The sequence below is a fragment of the Bacillus sp. V3B genome, assembly GCF_024494465.1.
Classification (GTDB): domain Bacteria; phylum Bacillota; class Bacilli; order Bacillales; family Cytobacillaceae; genus Bacillus_BD.
Genome location: NZ_JAETXM010000012.1, coordinates 53,650 through 73,265 on the forward strand (window position 1 = coordinate 53,650; position 19,616 = coordinate 73,265).

19 protein-coding genes are annotated in these 19,616 nt (G+C 36.2%); 5 read left to right on the forward strand and 14 right to left on the reverse strand.

What is annotated here, in order from left to right; translation table 11 throughout:
- Nucleotides 1-8: 8 nt before the first annotated feature.
- From JMM81_RS14030 to JMM81_RS14055, 6 genes are all read right to left on the reverse strand, one after another.
- The gene (locus tag JMM81_RS14030; RefSeq protein ID WP_256242188.1) at nucleotides 9-1,361 is read right to left on the reverse strand and encodes an acetyl-CoA carboxylase biotin carboxylase subunit; all 1,353 of its coding nucleotides are present in this window, start codon (nucleotides 1,359-1,361) and stop codon (nucleotides 9-11) included.
- A 21-nt stretch (nucleotides 1,362-1,382) separates the two neighbouring features.
- Entirely contained in the window at nucleotides 1,383-1,592 is a 210-nt protein-coding gene (locus JMM81_RS14035) for an acetyl-CoA carboxylase biotin carboxyl carrier protein subunit (protein ID WP_256242189.1), read from the reverse strand.
- 23 nt (nucleotides 1,593-1,615) lie between these two features.
- On the reverse strand, nucleotides 1,616-3,349 hold the full coding sequence (locus JMM81_RS14040) for a class I adenylate-forming enzyme family protein (protein WP_256242190.1): 1,734 nt from the start codon (nucleotides 3,347-3,349) through the stop codon (nucleotides 1,616-1,618).
- A gap of 27 nt (nucleotides 3,350-3,376) precedes the next feature.
- Nucleotides 3,377-4,954, reverse strand: a complete 1,578-nt coding sequence (locus tag JMM81_RS14045; RefSeq protein WP_256242191.1) for an acyl-CoA carboxylase subunit beta — start codon at nucleotides 4,952-4,954, stop codon at nucleotides 3,377-3,379.
- Between the two features lie 143 nt (nucleotides 4,955-5,097).
- A complete protein-coding gene (gene namA, locus JMM81_RS14050; RefSeq protein ID WP_256242263.1) occupies nucleotides 5,098-6,147 on the reverse strand; it encodes an NADPH dehydrogenase NamA in 1,050 nt (349 codons plus the stop codon).
- A 217-nt stretch (nucleotides 6,148-6,364) separates the two neighbouring features.
- The gene (locus tag JMM81_RS14055; RefSeq protein ID WP_256242192.1) at nucleotides 6,365-7,504 is read right to left on the reverse strand and encodes an acyl-CoA dehydrogenase family protein; all 1,140 of its coding nucleotides are present in this window, start codon (nucleotides 7,502-7,504) and stop codon (nucleotides 6,365-6,367) included.
- Nucleotides 7,505-8,587: 1,083 nt separating this feature from the next.
- Between JMM81_RS14055 and JMM81_RS14060 the strand changes: the two genes are divergently transcribed.
- The 4 genes from JMM81_RS14060 (at nucleotide 8,588) to JMM81_RS14075 (ending at nucleotide 12,445) form a co-directional block, all read left to right on the forward strand.
- On the forward strand, nucleotides 8,588-9,862 hold the full coding sequence (locus JMM81_RS14060; protein ID WP_256242193.1) for an MFS transporter: 1,275 nt from the start codon (nucleotides 8,588-8,590) through the stop codon (nucleotides 9,860-9,862).
- Between the two features lie 71 nt (nucleotides 9,863-9,933).
- Nucleotides 9,934-10,671 carry an SDR family NAD(P)-dependent oxidoreductase gene (locus JMM81_RS14065; RefSeq protein WP_256242194.1) on the forward strand — a complete coding sequence of 246 codons (738 nt, stop codon included), beginning with the start codon at nucleotides 9,934-9,936 and terminating at the stop codon, nucleotides 10,669-10,671.
- 499 nt (nucleotides 10,672-11,170) lie between these two features.
- Nucleotides 11,171-11,485: an EthD domain-containing protein gene (locus JMM81_RS14070; protein WP_256242195.1), complete on the forward strand. Its 315-nt coding sequence runs from the start codon at nucleotides 11,171-11,173 to the stop codon at nucleotides 11,483-11,485.
- Between the two features lie 63 nt (nucleotides 11,486-11,548).
- Nucleotides 11,549-12,445 carry a LysR family transcriptional regulator gene (locus JMM81_RS14075; protein ID WP_256242196.1) on the forward strand — a complete coding sequence of 299 codons (897 nt, stop codon included), beginning with the start codon at nucleotides 11,549-11,551 and terminating at the stop codon, nucleotides 12,443-12,445.
- A 735-nt stretch (nucleotides 12,446-13,180) separates the two neighbouring features.
- Here JMM81_RS14075 and JMM81_RS14080 read toward each other — a convergent pair.
- From JMM81_RS14080 to JMM81_RS14100, 5 genes are all read right to left on the reverse strand, one after another.
- The gene (locus JMM81_RS14080) at nucleotides 13,181-13,369 is read right to left on the reverse strand and encodes a TetR/AcrR family transcriptional regulator (protein ID WP_256242197.1); all 189 of its coding nucleotides are present in this window, start codon (nucleotides 13,367-13,369) and stop codon (nucleotides 13,181-13,183) included.
- 366 nt (nucleotides 13,370-13,735) lie between these two features.
- Nucleotides 13,736-14,011 (reverse strand): DUF6273 domain-containing protein, encoded by a 276-nt coding sequence (locus tag JMM81_RS14085; protein WP_256242198.1) that lies wholly within the window; start codon nucleotides 14,009-14,011, stop codon nucleotides 13,736-13,738.
- A 6-nt stretch (nucleotides 14,012-14,017) separates the two neighbouring features.
- The gene (locus JMM81_RS14090; protein ID WP_256242199.1) at nucleotides 14,018-14,158 is read right to left on the reverse strand and encodes a hypothetical protein; all 141 of its coding nucleotides are present in this window, start codon (nucleotides 14,156-14,158) and stop codon (nucleotides 14,018-14,020) included.
- A gap of 334 nt (nucleotides 14,159-14,492) precedes the next feature.
- Nucleotides 14,493-14,651 (reverse strand): DnaB-like helicase C-terminal domain-containing protein, encoded by a 159-nt coding sequence (locus JMM81_RS14095; RefSeq protein WP_256242200.1) that lies wholly within the window; start codon nucleotides 14,649-14,651, stop codon nucleotides 14,493-14,495.
- A 20-nt stretch (nucleotides 14,652-14,671) separates the two neighbouring features.
- Nucleotides 14,672-14,932 (reverse strand): DnaB-like helicase C-terminal domain-containing protein, encoded by a 261-nt coding sequence (locus JMM81_RS14100; RefSeq protein WP_256242201.1) that lies wholly within the window; start codon nucleotides 14,930-14,932, stop codon nucleotides 14,672-14,674.
- Between the two features lie 238 nt (nucleotides 14,933-15,170).
- Between JMM81_RS14100 and JMM81_RS14105 the strand changes: the two genes are divergently transcribed.
- A complete protein-coding gene (locus JMM81_RS14105; RefSeq protein ID WP_256242202.1) occupies nucleotides 15,171-16,586 on the forward strand; it encodes a PQQ-dependent sugar dehydrogenase in 1,416 nt (471 codons plus the stop codon).
- 19 nt (nucleotides 16,587-16,605) lie between these two features.
- Here the strand turns inward: JMM81_RS14105 and JMM81_RS14110 are convergent, their stop codons facing one another.
- The 3 genes from JMM81_RS14110 to JMM81_RS14120 all read right to left on the reverse strand — a co-directional run bounded on the left by JMM81_RS14110 (nucleotide 16,606) and on the right by JMM81_RS14120 (nucleotide 19,596).
- Complete coding sequence (locus tag JMM81_RS14110) at nucleotides 16,606-17,166, reverse strand: YybS family protein (protein ID WP_256242203.1); 561 nt, start codon at nucleotides 17,164-17,166, stop codon at nucleotides 16,606-16,608.
- Nucleotides 17,167-17,496: 330 nt separating this feature from the next.
- On the reverse strand, nucleotides 17,497-19,053 hold the full coding sequence (locus JMM81_RS14115; RefSeq protein ID WP_256242204.1) for an ABC-F family ATP-binding cassette domain-containing protein: 1,557 nt from the start codon (nucleotides 19,051-19,053) through the stop codon (nucleotides 17,497-17,499).
- 273 nt (nucleotides 19,054-19,326) lie between these two features.
- Complete coding sequence (locus JMM81_RS14120; RefSeq protein ID WP_256242264.1) at nucleotides 19,327-19,596, reverse strand: VWA domain-containing protein; 270 nt, start codon at nucleotides 19,594-19,596, stop codon at nucleotides 19,327-19,329.
- Nucleotides 19,597-19,616 lie beyond the last annotated feature (20 nt).

Consider the following 19,616-nt stretch of genomic DNA (forward strand, 5'->3'; position numbering starts at 1 on the left):
ATGAGCTATTAATTCACCTTAGTCGTTTTTAAGTAGCTATCAATGAAATTTGTTGTTGTGTTTCCAGAAATGTATTCCGGATGATTTACTATTCTCTTTAATGTTGGAATATTTGTTTTAATTCCTTCTACTATATATTGATCCAATACTTCACTCATACTTTTTATCGCTTCATTGCGAGTGAGTCCCTTTACAATTAGTTTTGCAATCATCGGATCATAAAATGTAGTGACAACAGATCCTTGTTTTACAGATAACTCGTGGCGAATATTTTCCCCTTTAGGTATACTTAGACTTGTGATTGTTCCTGGGGAAGGGAAGAACGTATTTGGATCCTCCGCATAAATTCTTACCTCAATTGCATGTCCATTTATTTGTACGTCCTCTTGACTGATGGATAGTGTTTCTCCATTTGCAATCCTAATCTGCTGCTCTACTAAATCTAAGCCAGTAACTTCTTCCGTAATTGGATGTTCAACCTGTAATCGAGTATTGACCTCTAGGAAGTAAAAATTCTTATTCTCATCCATGATGAATTCTACTGTCCCGGCATTTTCATATCCGATTGCTATTGCTGCGCGGACAGCTGCTCCGCCCATCTCTTTTCTTGTCACTTCATCAATAAATGGTGAAGGGGCTTCTTCGACTACTTTTTGATGTCTTCTCTGAATAGAGCATTCTCTTTCCCCTAAATAAATGGTATTTCCCTCTTTATCTGCCAATAATTGAATTTCAATATGTCTTGGATTTAAAATAAGTTTTTCTAGGAACATAGCTCCATCGCCAAAAAAGTCTTTTGCCCGTTTTTGGTTTCCTTGAAAAGCCTTTCTTAGCGCTTCTTCATCATCAACCCTCTGCATTCCAATACCTCCGCCTCCAGCGGAAGCTTTTAACATGATCGGATATCCGATATTATTTGCTTCACGAACCGCTTCTTCCACATCTGCTAAAGGTGCATCCGTACCGGGAACAATGGGAACTCCTGCTTGGCTCATTAATTTTCTAGCCTCAATTTTGCTGCCCATTTGAGATATGGTTGCAGGAGATGGTCCAATAAATACAATCTTATTTTCAGTGCACCGCTTAGTAAATTCAGAATTTTCAGATAGTAGACCGTATCCAGGATGAATAGCATCAACGTTTCCTTTTATTGCAACCTCTAAAATTTTCTCCATATTTAAGTAGCTTTCATTAACCCTTGGCGGTCCGATTAAGTAACTTTCATCTGCCATTTCTACATGAAGGGAATTTTGATCAGCTTCAGAGTATATCGCGACTGTTTTAATCCCCATTTTTTTACACGTTCTAATGATACGGGCTGCAATTTCGCCTCTATTTGCAATTAAGATTTTATTAAACAATTTTTTCGCCTCCTAATGTAGTTATTTCAATTTGATGACCACATCACCGTCATTTACAAAATCTCCTTCGTTAACGATAATTTCATCTACAGTACCGCTAACCTCTGAACTAACGGGGATTTCCATTTTCATTGATTCTAAAATCACTACATCCTGACCTTCACTTACTTGCTCACCTGGTTGCACTGTGATTTTCCATACGTTACCTGCCATATTTGTTAAAACTTCCATTTCCATTCACCTCATTAGTTGTTTTAAATCAAAGATTCTACCTTTACTTTTTCACTTTCATACCATTCTTTTAATCTAAATTTTTGTACCTTGCCTGTTTGATTCAACGGTAACTCGCTATGCTCAACAAACTTAATATATTTTGGTAATTTAAAGCGTGCCAATCTAGAAGTTAAATAATCTAAAATCTCTTCTTTTGTTAAAGATGTACCTGGTTCAAGAACAATCCAAGCCATTCCAACTTCACCCATTACAGGATCTGGAACTCCAATGACGTAAGCCTGGTTTACACTTGAATGATGGGTAATGACATCTTCAATTTCTTTCGGCGCCACATTTTCAGCACCCATTCTATAAATCTCCTTTAAACGCCCCGTTAAAGAAATATAGCCATTTTCATGAATGAATCCTATATCACCGGTTCTAAACCAACCATCTTCTGTAAACGCTTCTGCTGTTTCTTTCGGTTTATCATAGTAGCCCTTTGTTACCAATGGTCCTCTACAGATGATCTCTCCTCCTCTATTTGCGTTAAAAACTTCACCTGTTTCTGGATCCCTAATTTTAAATTCAATATTGTTACCATTTAATTCTTTTAAGCCAAAATGACCACCCGGAATGGTTTTACCAACATAATTGGTTAAAAAAGATAATTCATCATTCGGGTCTGTCTGCAGTACTCCCGCTGCTAATTCCGTCATGCCAAAACCAGTGATAAGCTCATCTATTTCCAATTCATTCTTTATCTCCTGCCACAATGTCACTGATACTTCTGCACCAGCACAGTACATGGCATTTAGACTTGAAAGATCGCGTGGGTTTTTCCGTTGAGCTTCTACTAATTTCAAACCAATAGTTGGGACACAGACTACATCATCTGCTTTGAACTTTTCAATGAGGTATGCAGCCTCATCACCATTAAATTCCAACTGAGGAATAACGGCCCCTCCCGTATACATTGAAGCTAATACTCCTTCTACAAATCCAAAAACATGATAAAATGGGAGAGGTACAAAAATTCTTCTTCCTTCTTGATAACCTCTATTAAGACAGCTGCCAAAGGCACTTCTCCATAGCATATCATGAGTGACTAATACACCTTTCGGCATAGATGTTGTTCCTGAAGTGTACATGATTTCAGTAATATCATTTACATCAATGTTTCTTCCATGTTGAAGTGCAGTAGTAAGAGTTAGTGCTTCCTGTTTGTTACTCGATAAGATTAATTCATGTAAGTCCAATGTCCCTGTATACTTTTTTCCTTCTGGTGAAAAAACAATCAATTCTTTTAAATTTGGAAAGACAGCCGAAGGTTTTCCTTCAAATACCTCTGGACTTAACTCTCGAATGGCATCAATAAAATTAAAGGAATTCCATTCATCAATGACGATTAAATAAGAAATTTTCGATTGATTGATTAAATACTTTAGTTCCTCTTGCTTTAGTCGAAAATTTAACGGAACCGTAACCGCGCCAATCGTTGTACTTGCCAGCTTTGCAATGACGAATTCTGGGAAGTTAGGAAGAATAAGAGCTACATGATCTCCTTTTTGGATCCCAAGTTCATATAAACTTAAGGCTAGTTTACGCGCTTCGTCATGAATCTCTTGATAACTCCACGTTTTTCTTTCCGTTACAATGTAATCATTGTTTAGATATCGGTCTGCCATCTCAAAGAAGAACTGATGAATAGGCTTTGGAGTCCAATCAATACTTTTTCGAGCAAATGATTGCCTCCTTTCATTTAATACATCCATTTTTCACTTTCCTCCTATAGACGGTTATTATCCTCTTCTAACAACTGTTTTCTTTTGTGCTATACCCTCTAAAATGTCCCTGTTTTGACTGTATAAATCAAATCTTTGAATCAGATCCTTACGCAAGCGGTCTCCCGGTACAACATCATCAATATAAAGCTCTGATGCCGGACTCCAAACATTAATGTCATCATTGTATTTTTCACGCTGTTCTTGAATGAATTTTTGACGTTCAGCAGGATCCTCAATCGATTGAATCTTGTTATAATACATGGCATTGACAGCAGCCTCAGGACCCATAATAGCAGGCTGTGCTTGTGGTAAAGCGATACACGCATCCGGCTGCATGGAGGCACCTGACATGACAACATAACCAGCACCATAAGCCTTCCTAACAATGACGGCAATTCTTGGAACAGTAGCATTTGCAACTGTTGAAAGCATTCTTGCACCTCTTCTAATAATGGCTTCCTTTTCAACCTTACTTCCCACCATAAAGCCCGGTAAATCTACAAGGAATAGTAATGGAATATTATAAGCATCACAAAGTGAAATAAAATGTGCCGCTTTTTCAGCAGATTGTGGAAAAATAACGCCGCCCTTAACCTTTGATTGATTCGCTACGATTCCAATAGATCTTCCGCCTATCCTACAAAAACCTGTAATCATTTCTTGGGCATACAGCTTTTTGAATTCAAAGAAGGAATCCTTATCAACCATTCTTTCAATGACTGGATACATATCCATTGGAATACGTTGATTTTCTGGTACTAATTCTTCTATTTCTTTGCCTTCAATCGGAAGTTTTGATTCGATTAAGGCTGGAGTTTCCAACCAATTTTGTGGAAGATAACTTAAATATTTTTTAGCAGCATCAAGTGCTTCAGGCTCATTTTCTACTAACATATCGCCTAATCCACTTGCTGTATTGTGCATGCGGGCGCCGCCCATTTCTTCCATTGAAACCTTTTCCCCTGTAGCCATCTCTGCCATTCGTGGAGAGCCTAAGTAGACACTAGCATTTTTATTGACCATCACGACAAAATCACATAGTGCAGGTAAATAGGCACTTCCAGCTGGAGATGGTCCAAATACTAAAGCGATTTGCGGGATTAAACCTGACATTCTTGCCGTATTATAAAAGATCTTTCCTGCATGGCGGCGGTCTGTAAATGTTTCAAATTGTTCATTAAGCCTTGATCCGGCTGAATCAATCATATAAATGAGAGGAATCTTTCTTTTTTCAGCCAACTCTTGCATCCGAATAATTTTTTCAATCGTTTTCTTTCCCCATGTCCCAGCTTTGATCGTCAAATCATTTGCGATGATTGCCACTTGTTGACCATTGATTTTTGCAACTAATGTAACAACGGCATCTGCTGGAAGAAAGTCTTCATCTCTGCAACGTGCGAAAAGGCCATCTTCAACTTCGAAACTATCTTCATCTACCAAATACTTAATTTTATCTCGAACAAACATCTTGTTCATGTCTTTCATTTTGGCGTAATACGGACGATTGGTTGATGTTTTTATTTCATGAGCTTTTTCATATACTGTTTGGTCAATACTCTTTTCTTTCGTTAAAGTACTTTTGTTTTCTTCCATCGTAGTAACCTCCTAAATTGGTCCTCTTATTATTTATATTTAACCTAGTAGATAGCAGAGCTTGTACCTACTATGTTATTGCTTTCGTCAGTAATCATTGTCTGAATGTTTATGTTTTTCCGTAAATTATGTTCATACTCCAGTTAATTAGGATGCCATTTTTCTATTACTGGACCTTCCCATGCTTTTGAATACTGACCTGGTCCAGTCAATTCTATACCTAATTCAACAGCAGCCCTTAATGGCCAATAAGGGTTACGTAATAGTTCTCTGGCTATAAAAATTAAATCTGCCCGATTATTTTTTAAAATTTCTTCTGCGTGAAGAGGACTCGTAATTAAACCAACAGCACCTGTTGCAATCCCAGCATCTTGCTTAATTTTCTCAGCAAGATGAACCTGATATCCGGGAAAGACATCAATCCGTGCAGGTACAATGGCTCCAGAACTACAATCGATCAAATCTACTCCCAGCTCTTTTAGTTTTCTGGAAAAATAAACAATATCATCAATGCTATTTCCTTCAGGATGGTATTCATTTACGGATAAACGTACAAATAACGGTCCATCCCAAACTTCATTGATTTCATCAATTATTTCTTCCAAAAATCGATAACGGTTTTCTATTGTCCCGCCATACTGGTCATTTCTATGATTAGATAATGGAGATAAAAACTCATTAATTAAATAGCCATGTGCTCCATGAAGCTCAATGACATCAAATCCTGCTACTTTTGCTCTTATGGCTGCTTCCTTAAATTGGTGGATAGTTTCCTGTATTTGAGACATGGATAACTCATTTGGTACTCGTTGATCTTGTTTATATGGCAAAGGAGATGGAGCATAGATTTCACCTTCTATATCTGCCTTTCTTCCTGCATGTGAAAGCTGAATTCCTGCCTTACTGCCATATCGATGAATCTCTTGGACAAGTTCACTTAATCCTTCCATATGATTTTCATCCCAAATCCCCAAGTCTTTCATGGATATTCTTCCCTGAGAATGAACGGCTGTCGATTCAAGCATAATCAATCCAACTTGACCCATTGCCCTGCTAACGTAATGCATATGATGAAATTTGTTTACATGCCCATCCCTATTAAATGAAGAAAACATACACATAGGCGACATGACGATTCTATTTTTAAAAACGACTTCTTTTATCGAAAATGAAGAAAATAATTTAGCCATTATCTTCCTCCTCTATTAGTGGACTGCAACACAAAAAACCCAGAGCTAGATCCATCAACACTTTGAATCTTGCCGCTGAGTTATATCTACTAATTTAGAAATAAAAGTATGAGTTTTATTTCCCCATAGATATTCAGCATCCTATTATTTACTTTCTAAAATAAAGCGCTTGCAATTACGAAATTTAACCACTTCATAATTTATAACTAAGATAAACGATTTATAGGTTCATTTCTTTTGCAATAATTTCTTTTTGAACTTCGTCAGTCCCCCCGCCAATTCTCATCAAACGGGCATCCCGCCATTCTCTAGAGATTGGATATTCATCCATATATCCATAACCGCCGTGAATTTGTAAAGCTTTATCCGCAACTTCATAATAAACTTTAGAAGCCAATAGTTTTGTCATGGATATTTCTTTTACTAGCACTTCCCCTTTATCATATTGAGCAGCAGTATTATATAAAAGTGCACGGGCAGCTTCGACTTCGGTTTGCATTTCAGCCAAGTAATGTCTGATAACCTGGTTCTTTGACAGGGATCGACCAAATTGTTCTCGTTCTTTGGCATATTGCACAGCCAAATCCAAACATCTTTGGGCACCCGCTACACAAGCAGTAGCTTGAATCAAACGCTCTCCGTTCAATTGCCACATAAGCTGCTTAAATCCTTCTCCTTCTTTACCCAACAAGGCATCATCCGGAACAAAGACATTTTCTAGAAAGATTTCTGCCGTATCTGATGCGTGCATGCCTATCTTTTCTAACTTACGACCTACCGTATAACCTTCTAAATGACTATCCACTAAAAAGATGCTAAATAACGGTCTGCCATTTTTTTCTCCTGTCTTTGCTATTAAGTTTTGATAATCAGCTCTTATCCCATTTGTAATAAAAACCTTGGATCCATTGATAATCCATCCGCCATCTGTTTTCTTAGCTGTAGTCCGTAATCCAGCCACATCTGATCCGGCAGAAGGCTCGGTAATACCAAGAGCAGCAATTTTTTCTCCAGCTATTGAAGGCACGAGATAGTTTCTTTTCTGTTCTTCTGTACCGAATTTTAATATTGGGTTTGTTGCCATTAAAGCCTGTACATTAAATGCCATCCCTAAGCCTGCACAACCTGATGAAGCAATTTCCTCTGTTACTGCCATTGCTGCAAAGTAATCCAAGTTGCTGCCCCCATATTCCTCAGGATAGCGTACTCCAAATAACCCCATTTGCCCCATTTTTCTAAATATCTCATTTGGAAACCCATTCTTTTCCCATTCTTCGTTATTGGGAACAATTTCCTTTTGTACAAATTTGCGAACCGTTTTTCTTAACTCCTGATGATTCTCCATTACTTTATATTTCATTTGTATTCCCATCCTTTACCTTTTCATCATTTTGCTAGATTATGATTCATTTTCATTTACTATTACTTAACTGAAGTTAACCACCTTTTATCTAGTTCCCCCCTTTTACCTTTCGCAAAATAAAAAGCCCAGCAAAAAATAGCATATCGCTTTTTTTTGCTGGGCTTATTTACGAATAAAGATTGGCTTTTTTGAAGAGTCAATCTCAATAAATAACAGCTTTTATTTAATTCTTGTCCTTATTTTATAAATGAATCAATTTATTGTCAAGTGAAAATATTGCGAAAATACGAAAATTTTTATACAAATCTATAAAAGATCCATGTTTCATTTTATTCAGCAGAAGTCTCCCACTTCTATAAGTAGTGAGAGGAAGGCAATCGTTATTCAATTCAGTGTGGGTTCAAACCCCGACTGAATAAAGTGAAAGCCTCCGGTGAGCCTTTCGATTTGCAAAGGATATTTGCCACGCTCAAAACGCCATATCCTTAGTCTCGCCTGACTAGGACGTCCTGTCCGTCGTCGAGTAAACTAAGGTATTACCTAGGCACAAATACGCCCAGGCGCATTTGATTTTGTGGAACGATTGGCTTTTTTAAAATAAGATACACTTCAATATTATGAGTCCAAAATTAAAATTTATCAACAAACTAATCAATTGTCCCGCCTTTCTTCTTATAATTGATTCTCTCTTTCTAATCTATTAATCTCATTTTTTTATGTATTTTAGTATTGACATCCGCTTTTATTTATCATAAGATTCTGATAGTTCAATAAATTTGTAAGCGCTGTTATTTACAGGGGTAAACAAAAATTTATCTCTCTTAGTAAATAAGTCCAGCATAAAGTTCTCTATTTACTTTATGCTGGACTTATTTTTTTGAATAATCAGAACAATTGTTCCATCCTACCTGTTGGGATGTCACAATATAAAGCGTTTGTCTAAAGAATGGACACATGCAGGAATTTACATTTCCATAAGATCATTTTAATTAAAGGAGGAGATTTGCAAGTGAACTCTACATAAACATCTTTTTCTCTATTAATGAACAAAAATATTTTTTAAAAAGGGGTTGGGCTATAGTGTCAAAAAAAGGTGAAAAACTACACTATGCATGGTGGATAGCAGTAGCTTGCTGTTTTATTTATGCAGGGAGTGTTGGAGTTATTGTTAGTTGTGCCGGGTTATTCTATAAATCTGTGAGTACTGAATTGGGAGTCGGTACAGCTGATATTGTTTTTTATACAACACTTATGTATTTTGTGATAACCATCACCCTTCCTTTTGCAGGAAAAATCTTTTCCAAATTTAATATGCGCCTAATATTAACAGTCGCTGCACTAACGGATGCCCTTGCATTTGGATTAATGGGGACATACACATCTGTTTACCAATTTTACGTTTCAGGTGTATTACTTGGTATCGCTAACTCCTTCTTAATTTATGCAGCCGTACCATTGATTATTAACAACTGGTTTAAGCTTAAGATGGGAACTGTTCTGGGGTTGTCTATGACATTTATGGGTATAGGCGGAGCTATCTTTGCTCCCATTGCCGGATATCTAATTGAAACAATTGGATGGAGAAGCTCTTATATGGCACTTGGAGTGCTTGTTGCTGTCTTAACACTTCCTTTTACCATTTTTGTTATCCGAAAGGATCCAAAAGAAAAAAACATAACTGCTTATGGAGCGGAAATTGCTGAGAAATCTTCCAAGAAGGTTGTTAAGGAAACAGGAACTACTCTCAAACAGGCGATTAAATCAGTTCCATTCTACGCTTTATTTATTTTTACAGGTCTATTAGGTCTAGTGGTAACGGTAAGTTTTCACATTCCGAATCATCTTTTATCAGAAGGTTTCTCTACTTCATTTGCTGCATCTGTCGTTACGTGTGTCATGATTGGACAAACATCCGGGAAATTCCTTTTAGGCTGGTTAAACGATAAAGTCGGGATAAAGATTACAAATTTCATTGGAATCGGTTCAGGTATGACAGGAATCTTGCTCATTTTATTTAGTGGAAGCATAGGGGGTATTTCTCTATATATTGGGGGACTTTCTTTTGGTATTGGGTATTCCTGTAGTACTCTGTTACCACCATTCATGATCAAAGCTGTTTTTGGAAACAGAGATTATGCGTCCATCTATTCCATGATCATGGCATCGTCTACTTTAGCGATCGCCGTTGGAACAACTATCTTTGGATTTGCTTATGATATAACTGGATCCTATTATGCTGTATTCCTCGGTGTATTAGCTATCCAAGGTTTCGCCATTCTTTTAGGTTTCTTGTTATTAAGAAGAAAAGAAATGGCAGCCAGTACCAACACTGTTTTAGCTGTTAATGAGAGTTAATAAAATTTAGAAGTAAAATGACAGACTAATAGATTTATTCATAAAGAATAACGATGAATAGGGGGATATTTATGATATTAAAAGATAAAGTAGCGCTTATAACAGGAGGCGCTTCCGGGATGGGGAAAGCCGAGGCTTTAGCTTTTGCAGCAAAAGGGGCAAAGGTTGTAGTGGCTGATATTAACTATGATGGCGCAAAAAAAGTGGTCAATGAAATCGTCGAAAACGGCGGGTCAGCATTAGCTTTACAGGTGAATATGACTAACTCAGATGAGATAAATGGTATGGTTCAGGATATATTAAATGAATTTAGCCAAATTGATATTCTGGTAAATAATGCTGGAATCTTTGACAAATATAAAACAAGTTTGGAGACTAGTGAAGAAGATTGGGACTTTTTCTTTAATATTAATCTTAAAAGTGCTTTCCTTTTAACAAATTTAGTCCTTCCAGGAATGATTAGCCGTGGAAACGGGACCATTATCAATATTTCTTCTGTGGCTGGATTGGTTGCAGGTAAGGGTGGAGCGGCCTATACAGCATCTAAGCATGGATTAATCGGTTATACGAAACATTTAGCTTCTGTTTACGCTTCTAAAGGAATTAAGGTCAATGCAATCTGCCCTGGTACAATCATAACACCTTTGACGAAAGATATTCTGGAAAATATTCCAGTTGATCAAATTCCAGCAGGAAGATTTGGTCAGCAGGAAGAAGTAGCTGAACTGGCTGTCTTCCTTGCATCAGACCAGGCACAATTCATGAATGGTACGGCTATTCCTATTGACGGTGGATTTACGATTCAGTAATAAAAAATAAACTGTATCATTCCTTTATATGACAAACTTTTAGTTACTTGGACTGATCAAAAGTCAGTCCATGTTCGTAAGTAAGCCCGGTAAAAGAGGTGGAGTCTTTTCACTTCTTATTGCTGGGCTGTTTTATATTTTTATAATAAAGATTTAAAATAAAAGGGCTGAAATTTAATTTATCCTGAATTATTCATAAAAATTCTGAAAGGGGCTTTAGAGCCTTGAAAATCAGCTTTTCTGCCAAAATACTATTGCACTAAAAAGTGATTAAATGTTCAATAGTAAGACTTTAGGTAATTTAATTTTTTAATGATTTTTAGATACATCATACTTCCGGCATTTTAGCCATTGATGAGGTCTGGACAGAGAGGGTATTGATGTTTTATCTCTTTATCAAGACATGAACGTCATCGGCGCATACGAATGCAAACAAGTAATCTTGCGCCCCTGTTATCCGAAATGGCCATTAGGAGAAAAATCCCGCTGGATTAAAAGAATGGGTTTATTAAAATGCTTAGACGAGCAGCGTCCGGAAGATTTCTCCTCCTACTGGGAACATATCCACGGCCCGAAAGCATTGTTACATCATACCGGTGCAGGAATTTACGAGCAAAATCATTTTATTAAAACCATTAAACCTGCTCCAGTCGAATGGAATGGATCCATGTCACTTTGTTACTGGAATGTCGATGCTTTTCAATATGGTCATTTCAGCAGAAAGGATTCTATGGATGTGATTAAAGAAGATGGTTCTCATTTTATGGATATTTTCAAAGCACTATATGCTGAAGAATATCTAATAAAAAAATAATATTAAATTAATGTATAATAGTGTATATAACTATAATTATTAGGTTTATAAAAGGAGTTCAAAATGGAGCTTTTACATTTAAAATATTTTCAAACAGCAGCTAAATATGAACATATGACAAGAGCTGCCGCTGAACTTAATATCTCTCAGCCTGCATTAAGCAAGACAATAGCACGTTTAGAAGATGACCTAGGTACACCTTTATTTCATAGACAAGGGAAACAGATATATTTAAATGAATTTGGTAAAGCTTTCCTAGAACGAGTGAATCGCATATTCATTGAAATAAATGAAGGTAAATCTCAAGTACAAGATATGAATAGTCCTGAAAAAGGAGTTATATCACTAGCCATGACTCTTCCTCATGTCATGGCCACATTTTTTGGCGATTTTCTGAAAGATCATCCGCATGTCAAAATCAAACATAAACAAGCCTCTTCTTCTGAAATGAAGCGTCTATTAGAAAATGCTCAAATTGACATATGTATCTCTACTAGTCTAATAATAGGAGAAAATATTGAGTGGGTTACCTTAATAGAAGAAGAAATATTTTTATCTGTTCCCTATAACCACCGATTAGCTGACCGTAAAATGATAAATCTTAATGAAGTTTCAGATGAAACTTTTATTGGATTACCTCAAGGTTATGGATTCAGGGAAATTACAGACAAGTTTTGTAAGGAGGCCGGATTTACAGCTAATACAGCTATTGAACTGGAAGAATCCTGGACTATTCAAAAATTAGTAGAATTAGGTTACGGAATTTCCTTTATCCCGAATCTCTCAATACTTCGAGATTCAGCACCTAAAACTGTGCGAATTAAGATTAATCATCCAGTTTGTAAACGAACGATAGGTATTGCTTGGCATAAAAACCGTTATCTATCAAAAGCTGCTATAGAATTCCGCCAATTTTCAATTGACTTTTTTAAACATAGAGTTAAAAGTTATTATTTATAACAATATCCCCTATTTTTATTAATCACGCGCTAAGTACCTCCAATCAAGGGTGTTACCTGGCGCGTGATTAATTGGACGCGTTCCACATGCTGTAACAGCTCCTGAGCCTTAAAATAGGCAGCATCCAAATGATGAATGCTGCCTATTTACATAACATGTTTATAAAGCAAAATGATTCGGGGTAAATCTATAGCAATTCAGGGTAAAATCATATCAATTCAGACTGAAACCGCAGAAATTATACAAAATTGGATGACATCGTAGAAAGTACAGCGTGTCCCTGTTTCAGGCTAACCACTAAAAAGTAGTTAGTAACTTTGTGAACCGAAGGAACAAATGCCCAGTGATATTTAGCTAAAGTTTGAATCGATTAATACCCACAGAATCATTATTCTATTTTGATTATTTTTGTTCTAGCTCATCATCTGAAATCCACTCTCGTATTATTGGAATGGTTTCAGCCATGAACAAAAATAGTAGGTCACTCGGTTTGTGGGGATTAGGTTCTTATTCGCTATTCAACAAACGGGCCATTATCTACAGTATATAAAGAAATGGAATTTTTTATTAATATTAGTGAGGTTCAAAATAATGAAGGTTATTATCTTGGACCTCTTTTGTATGGTTAAAATTTATGCGATTTTTTTATGACTCTTTATTCATTCAATCAATAAAAGAGAGATTTGTTCTTATCTTTTGCTATTCTTTCTATTTTCAATATCTTCAAAGTAGACTTTAAAAACTGTAGTAGTTAAAGGCTACTAAGTATAGTTGCTCTTTGCTACCGAAAGCCTCATTGTATTCATTCATATTAACTCCTGTCACCTTTAAAATATCTTCTATTGTGGTGGCTTCATATCCTTTGTTCCAAAATAGTTCCATTGCTTGACTTATAACTTTTGTTTGATTAAAGTCTTGATTCATAGTCGTTCGTCTCCTTTCAGGTTGTATAGATTAACTGAATAAAGATTTCTAGGAAAATTAATTATATATATTATTAATTTATAATAATGGTATTTTTTGTTTAATAACAGCATTCTGCCATTATAAACCATTGATCACTTGTCCATTCTTTCCTCTTCTCCTTTAAAAAGTCTATTATTTTTATAAAATTCAACTATTTAACCTATTGTGTAAGCGTATACTAATTTTAGAATATTTTAAAAATTATGTATACGATTGATTCCACCGATTTTTTTATGTTTTTTCGTAGGAAACATATCAAAGTCAAACGTTACCACTATTAAAATGATGACCCATTCAATAAGAAACTTTAAATTAAATAAAACTTTAGTTGCAGCCATCAGCTTTTTTTAGTTTGGCAAAGTCCGTTCCAACTGCTCTAAAAAAACTTTTTCCGTAAACACCTGACAAACCTTTTAACTCGTTAACACTAAGCAAAAATACTTTGTCTTCTGTGTCTTCTCCATTATCAGTGCAATGGGTCGTATTGATTAATTCTTTTTCAACATCACTGAATGCAATATCATAGAAACTATGTACTCCACCAATTAAAAAAGAAACCCTACTTTCATGTAGGGCTTCAAATGATAAAGCTTCCATCATTTGTTTTTAATCATCATAATATTCAAACTTGGTGTTGCTTACTCCACAACTATCACAAATATAAAGTTGGAGAATATAATCCTCTTCAAAAACTTCTTCTTCGATATAAATGTTTGTTGAATGACAACCATAACATTCTTTACTCATATTAAACGCTCCTTATTTCTTAATGGTTCTATCTATTATTCCATCAATGAGCTAAAAATAAACAACAAACTGCGGAACTCTTTACGCTGTGCGCTACGACCTCCAACAAACGAAAAAGAAGTTTCTTTTTTCATCAGAACTTCTATATAAATCACATTTCATTTTTCAACATAGAATGCCGATCCGCTTCCTTGAACAAGCCTTTTATTACGCAGTAATGAACAGCCCAGCGAAAGGAGAGTAGATCGGGATTCCCATCCAACCTTATGTCGGAAAATCAAGTTAGACTTCTATAGTTCATTCAGTTTTTGCTAAAGTCACAAGAATCGTCCCCTTATCCTACCAAATCTCGAAACCTGCCAAACTCTTTATAAAACGCTAGATGAACCGTCCCAATCGGACCATTTCGCTGCTTCGCTATGATGATTTCGATCTGATCCTTTTGCTCGGACCGTTGATCATAATAGTCATCCCGATAAAGAAACGCGATCACATCAGAATCTTGTTCGATAATTACAAATAATCAATCACGACAAGAATCCGTTTCTCTTCTCCATATTTTTGTCTCAACTTCCTGACATTGGACCGAATAAACGGTACATCAATCCCGCCTTGATCAAGAATATGCAGATCCAGCTTAGAAAGAACCCCCATTGCCTGGTGAAGACCGTTCCAATCCTTTTCTTGAAAAAGTCGGTATGGATTTCTTAATTTAACCGAACTGACTGCCCCTACCTGGCCAAGGGCTCTTTTGAGCAATTGTTTTTTAGCCATTTCTAAGGAAAAAACGATCGAAACATCTTTTTCTAAGCTTTATGAAACATCAAATGATCAATTTTTCAATATAATGTACAAAAACAGACACGTCCCCAATGACCGCCCTGGATTCCTCCGACGCTGGTGCGGAAAATAGCACAATGCCTTGTCAGATTCCCCGGTCCTAATTTGGTACTAATAGAAAAGTTCTAATCATATTCTTATAAGAAAACAATAAGAAGGAGTGTAAAGTTAGTTGATAAAAGTTAAGGTTCGTTTACGGCCCATTGTAAGTAAGATAAATTTACCCACTGTTTTGAAAACAACTATACTTCCGGGCGACTCAATTGAAAGATTATTTATTGCAACCCAGGTAGGAGAGATCTTTTACATAGGAAACTCAAGTTTAAGGACTTTTTTAGATATTCGCCCGCGAATCATAAAACTAGGTGTTTCTGGTGGTGGATATGATGAACGGGGATTGCTAGGGCTAGCGTTTCATCCCGATTTTTATTATAACGGTCTGTTTTATCTTCATTATTCAGTAGCTGGAACACAAGGTCCGGGTGCTCTTCCTGAACCTTTTGAACCTAACCCGTGTGATCCCAGTACTTTAAACCTAAAGTGGACAAATAGAGAAACTCAATATGATCATATTGATACAGTTGAAGAATGGATTTTACAATCGAATGGTCCACCTCAAAAACGACGGACATTACTTAACTTAAGAAGACCCTTTTTTAATCACAATGGTGTCAATAGCTTAACCTTTTCACCTGAAACAGGTAAACTTGTTTTAACAACTGGAGATGGTGGATCAGGCTATGATCCATTTAATTTAAGTCAGGACGATATGGAAATCGCAGGTAAAATAATTGAAATGGATGTAGTTCAGAATACATTTATCCATAATCCACCCGTAGTCACACGTTTTAATGAACTTCCCGTACCTATTCAGGAAACACTTACAGTCATTGCCAAAGGGGTTCGCAATATACCAGGCATTTCATTTCAAAGGTTTTATAATCAGTATATCAAATATGTGGGAAATGTCGGACAGGATTTGGTAGAGTCGATTTTTTCATTCGTTCATTATAAACCAATACCAGTTACTCAGCTTATTCAAGCTTCTTTAAGAAACACCGAACCTGACCAAGAAGGATTTATTAACTTTGGCTGGCGAGGGTGGGAAGGCGCTTTTCCTACTTCGATTATTAGGGGCTGCTCTGCAAATCCCACTTTGGATGAGAAAACAATTGCTTATTACAATGAAGCAGTAAAAACGTCAGTGAGACGTCTTCAGCCTTTAACTAGTTATTTTCAGAAAGATCCCCGACCCGATAAGTTTGGAGGAACTGCACTTACAGGAGTGCAAGCCTATATGGGGAATGGAATCCCCGATTTAACAGGAAGCGTTGTGTTTACCGATTTTGCCCGGGATGAAGAATCCGGGCCTCCGATTAGAGGGGTTTTAGCTTATACCAGGGTAAGAACAGATTGTAAACCAAATAATTTTAGTGTTATTGAAACCGATTATAATTTTGGGTCTCACTCAGCTTATTATGTTAGTTTGGGAACAAATCTAGATCAAACCAGACTATATTTAGGGGTTTATGGTTCTATGAGTGTGACTGATTTTAACAAAGGTACTGTTTTTGAAATTGTTCCATGATTCATACCTAAATGAGTCACTAAGTAATAATGGTCTTTAATTTATAAAAAAAGAATAAAGCCATCTCAACCCATAACCAGTTATAAAGGAAAGAAAATAAAAAAATACTTCCTGTTGTAAGGAATGAAAAGGAATCGGATACGGCTGGACCAAGAACGGGAAAGTGGAAAACATATAGTAGACTCATAATTCCTATCGTTAAGAGAATGGCACCAATAGAAATAATGCTTAATCTCTTCTTGAAAAAGGAAAAAGCTGCACCTATACCAATCCCTAGCAACCCTGTTGTAAAAGGAAAAACGACTAGTTCACTTGGAAACAGAATGAATAGCAACAGGATGGTAAGAAAATAAGACATCACTCCCATCTGAAGGGAAAACATGGCACCAATCAGAATGGGTAAAGTGGCAAATGGGCTGATAAAATATCCGATCCCTGGTAAAAAGCCACCTGCTGCTTGAAGTACAGCAGCCATACAGGCGAGAAAAGATCCTAAAACAAGCCTCTTCGCTTTTGTATGTTTACGAAATTCTAATTGGGCAAATCGAACATCATCTGAAATTGATTTAAAAAAATACATCGGTCTACCTCATTCAAAACGGTTTTTAGATACAATACAATATATTAACCATTGATTAGAGATGGAACTATGATTAAAAATCCATCGAGTAATACCCTATGATAATAAGTAGATGAAATAATTCCCTACTAATCTAACTATTTTTTTGCTTCTAAACAAAAGTACACACCTTTATTATGCAGAATGATTTCTCTAAATTGAATATTTCTCAAAGTTCTTCTTTGGTATATGGAACATAAGAAAAGGGAGAGTAATCATGATGATTGGCTCTCCCTTTTTCCTATTCATATGGGTGGTCAGAAACGGCGTCCCCTACTCAACCGTTCCAGTTTATATGACTTTCGTTGTCCATGATTCTACGTCCCAAATATCGGTTACCACGTCTTGGTAAAACTCAGGTTCATGAGAGATAAGGAGTATGCTTCCCTTATACGATTTCAAAGCTCGTTTAAGCTCAGCTTTTGCATCTTTATCTAAATGGTTGGTTGGCTCATCGAAAACAAGGACATTGCTTTCTTGGTTAAGGAGCTTACATAACCGGACTTTCGCTTGCTCTCCACCACTTAAAACCGATATTTTACTTTCAATGTGTTTTCTCGTTAACCCACATCTTGCAAGAGCAGCGCGTATCTGTCCTTGGCTTAAATGAGGAAACGTATTCGATATTTCTTCGATACATGTGTTTTGATTTTCCGTTTTCACTTCTTGTTCAAAATATCCAACATACTGGTATTCACCGCGTTCAAGTGCACCAGAAAGAGATCTGATTTCTCCGAGCAAGCTACGAAGGAGTGTAGTCTTACCGATCCCATTCGCTCCAACTAATGCAACTTTTTGTCCACGCTCTATATAAAGATTTAACGGTTTTGATAGTGGCTCTTCGTATCCAATGACAAATTCTTTCGTTTCAAAAATTAATTTACCTGAGGTTCTTGCTTCTTTAAAATTGAAATCAGGTTTTGGTCGTTCCTGTGCGATTTCAATAACGTCCATTTTATCAAGTTTTTTCTGTCTGGACATGGCAAGGCTACTAGTAGATGCCCTTGCCTTATTACGGGCTACAAAATCCTTTAAACTAGAAATTTCTGATTGTTGTCTCTTAAAAGCAGCTTCAACTTGTATTTTTTTAGCTTCATAGACAATCAGGAAATTGTTGTAATCACCCACGTAGCGATTTAATTTTTGATTTTCTAAATGGTAGATCACATTTGCAACGCTATTAAGAAATGGAATGTCATGAGAAATTAATAAAAAAGCATTTTCGTATTCTTGCAGGTAGCGTCTTAACCACTCAATGTGTTGTTCGTCTAAATAGTTTGTAGGCTCATCTAAAAGAAGAATATCTGGTTTCTCAAGTAAAAGCTTGGCTAATAAAACCTTTGTTCGTTGCCCACCGCTTAAATCATGAACATCTTTTTCTAATCCTATACCATCAAGACCAAGTCCTCTTGCCACTTCTTCTACTTTAGAATCAATAATATAGAAATCATTATTTGTTAATGTTTCTTGTAATGTACCAACTTTATCTAACAACTTTTCCATTTCTTCAGGTGTAACGTCAGATATTTTTTCGTAAATTGTATGAATATTCATTTCGATGTCAAAGAGATATTGAAAAGCCGTATTTAGTACGTCACGGATTGTCATTCCCTGTTGTAAAACAGTATGTTGATCAAGATAACCGACTCGCTGATGCTTAGCCCATTCTACTTTTCCATCATCAGGCTGAAGTTGCCCTGTAATGATATTCATAAACGTTGATTTACCTTCACCGTTTGCCCCAATTAAAGCGATATGTTCTCCTTTTAACAGGCGGAAGGAAACATGATCAAAGATCGTACGATCGCCAAATCCGTGGTTTAGGTCTGTAACCGTTAGTATACTCATATATTTAACCTCATTTACATTTCATCTTATTTTGTTTAGAAAATATTTATCTATTTGTTCAACTGATTGTTAGAAGTCAATATTGAACTATAACACAAATAATGCAATAGTTTAATGGTATAAATTGTAAATGGATTCAGGTGAGAGATATGGGGACAGGTGTCTCGTTCCATCAAATATTTCTTTACTGCTTGTACTTTTTCTTCTGGAGAAAAGTTCACTATAAAAAATACACCTCCAATTGTTAGTTGTGTCTAACAATTGGGGTGCAGTTCAAAAATTAATTTTTACTCTTTGTCTATCTGTTTTTTTGTAATAAGTTCCGTTTCCTGCAGCAGCCGTTTCCTTCAACTGTTTCTGACCTGCATCGTCCACATTAAATCCAATAATATTTACTTTCACATTTAAATCAGAGTTTGCTAGTTTTTTAGCTTCTTCAACAGGATTTCCTCCACAGGTTTCAATTCCATCGCTTACAATGAATAGAATATTTTCCGAGTTTTCCGATGCTTTTGCTTTTAAATCACCATAAGCAGATTGAATAGTACGAGGTTGCCCTTAAC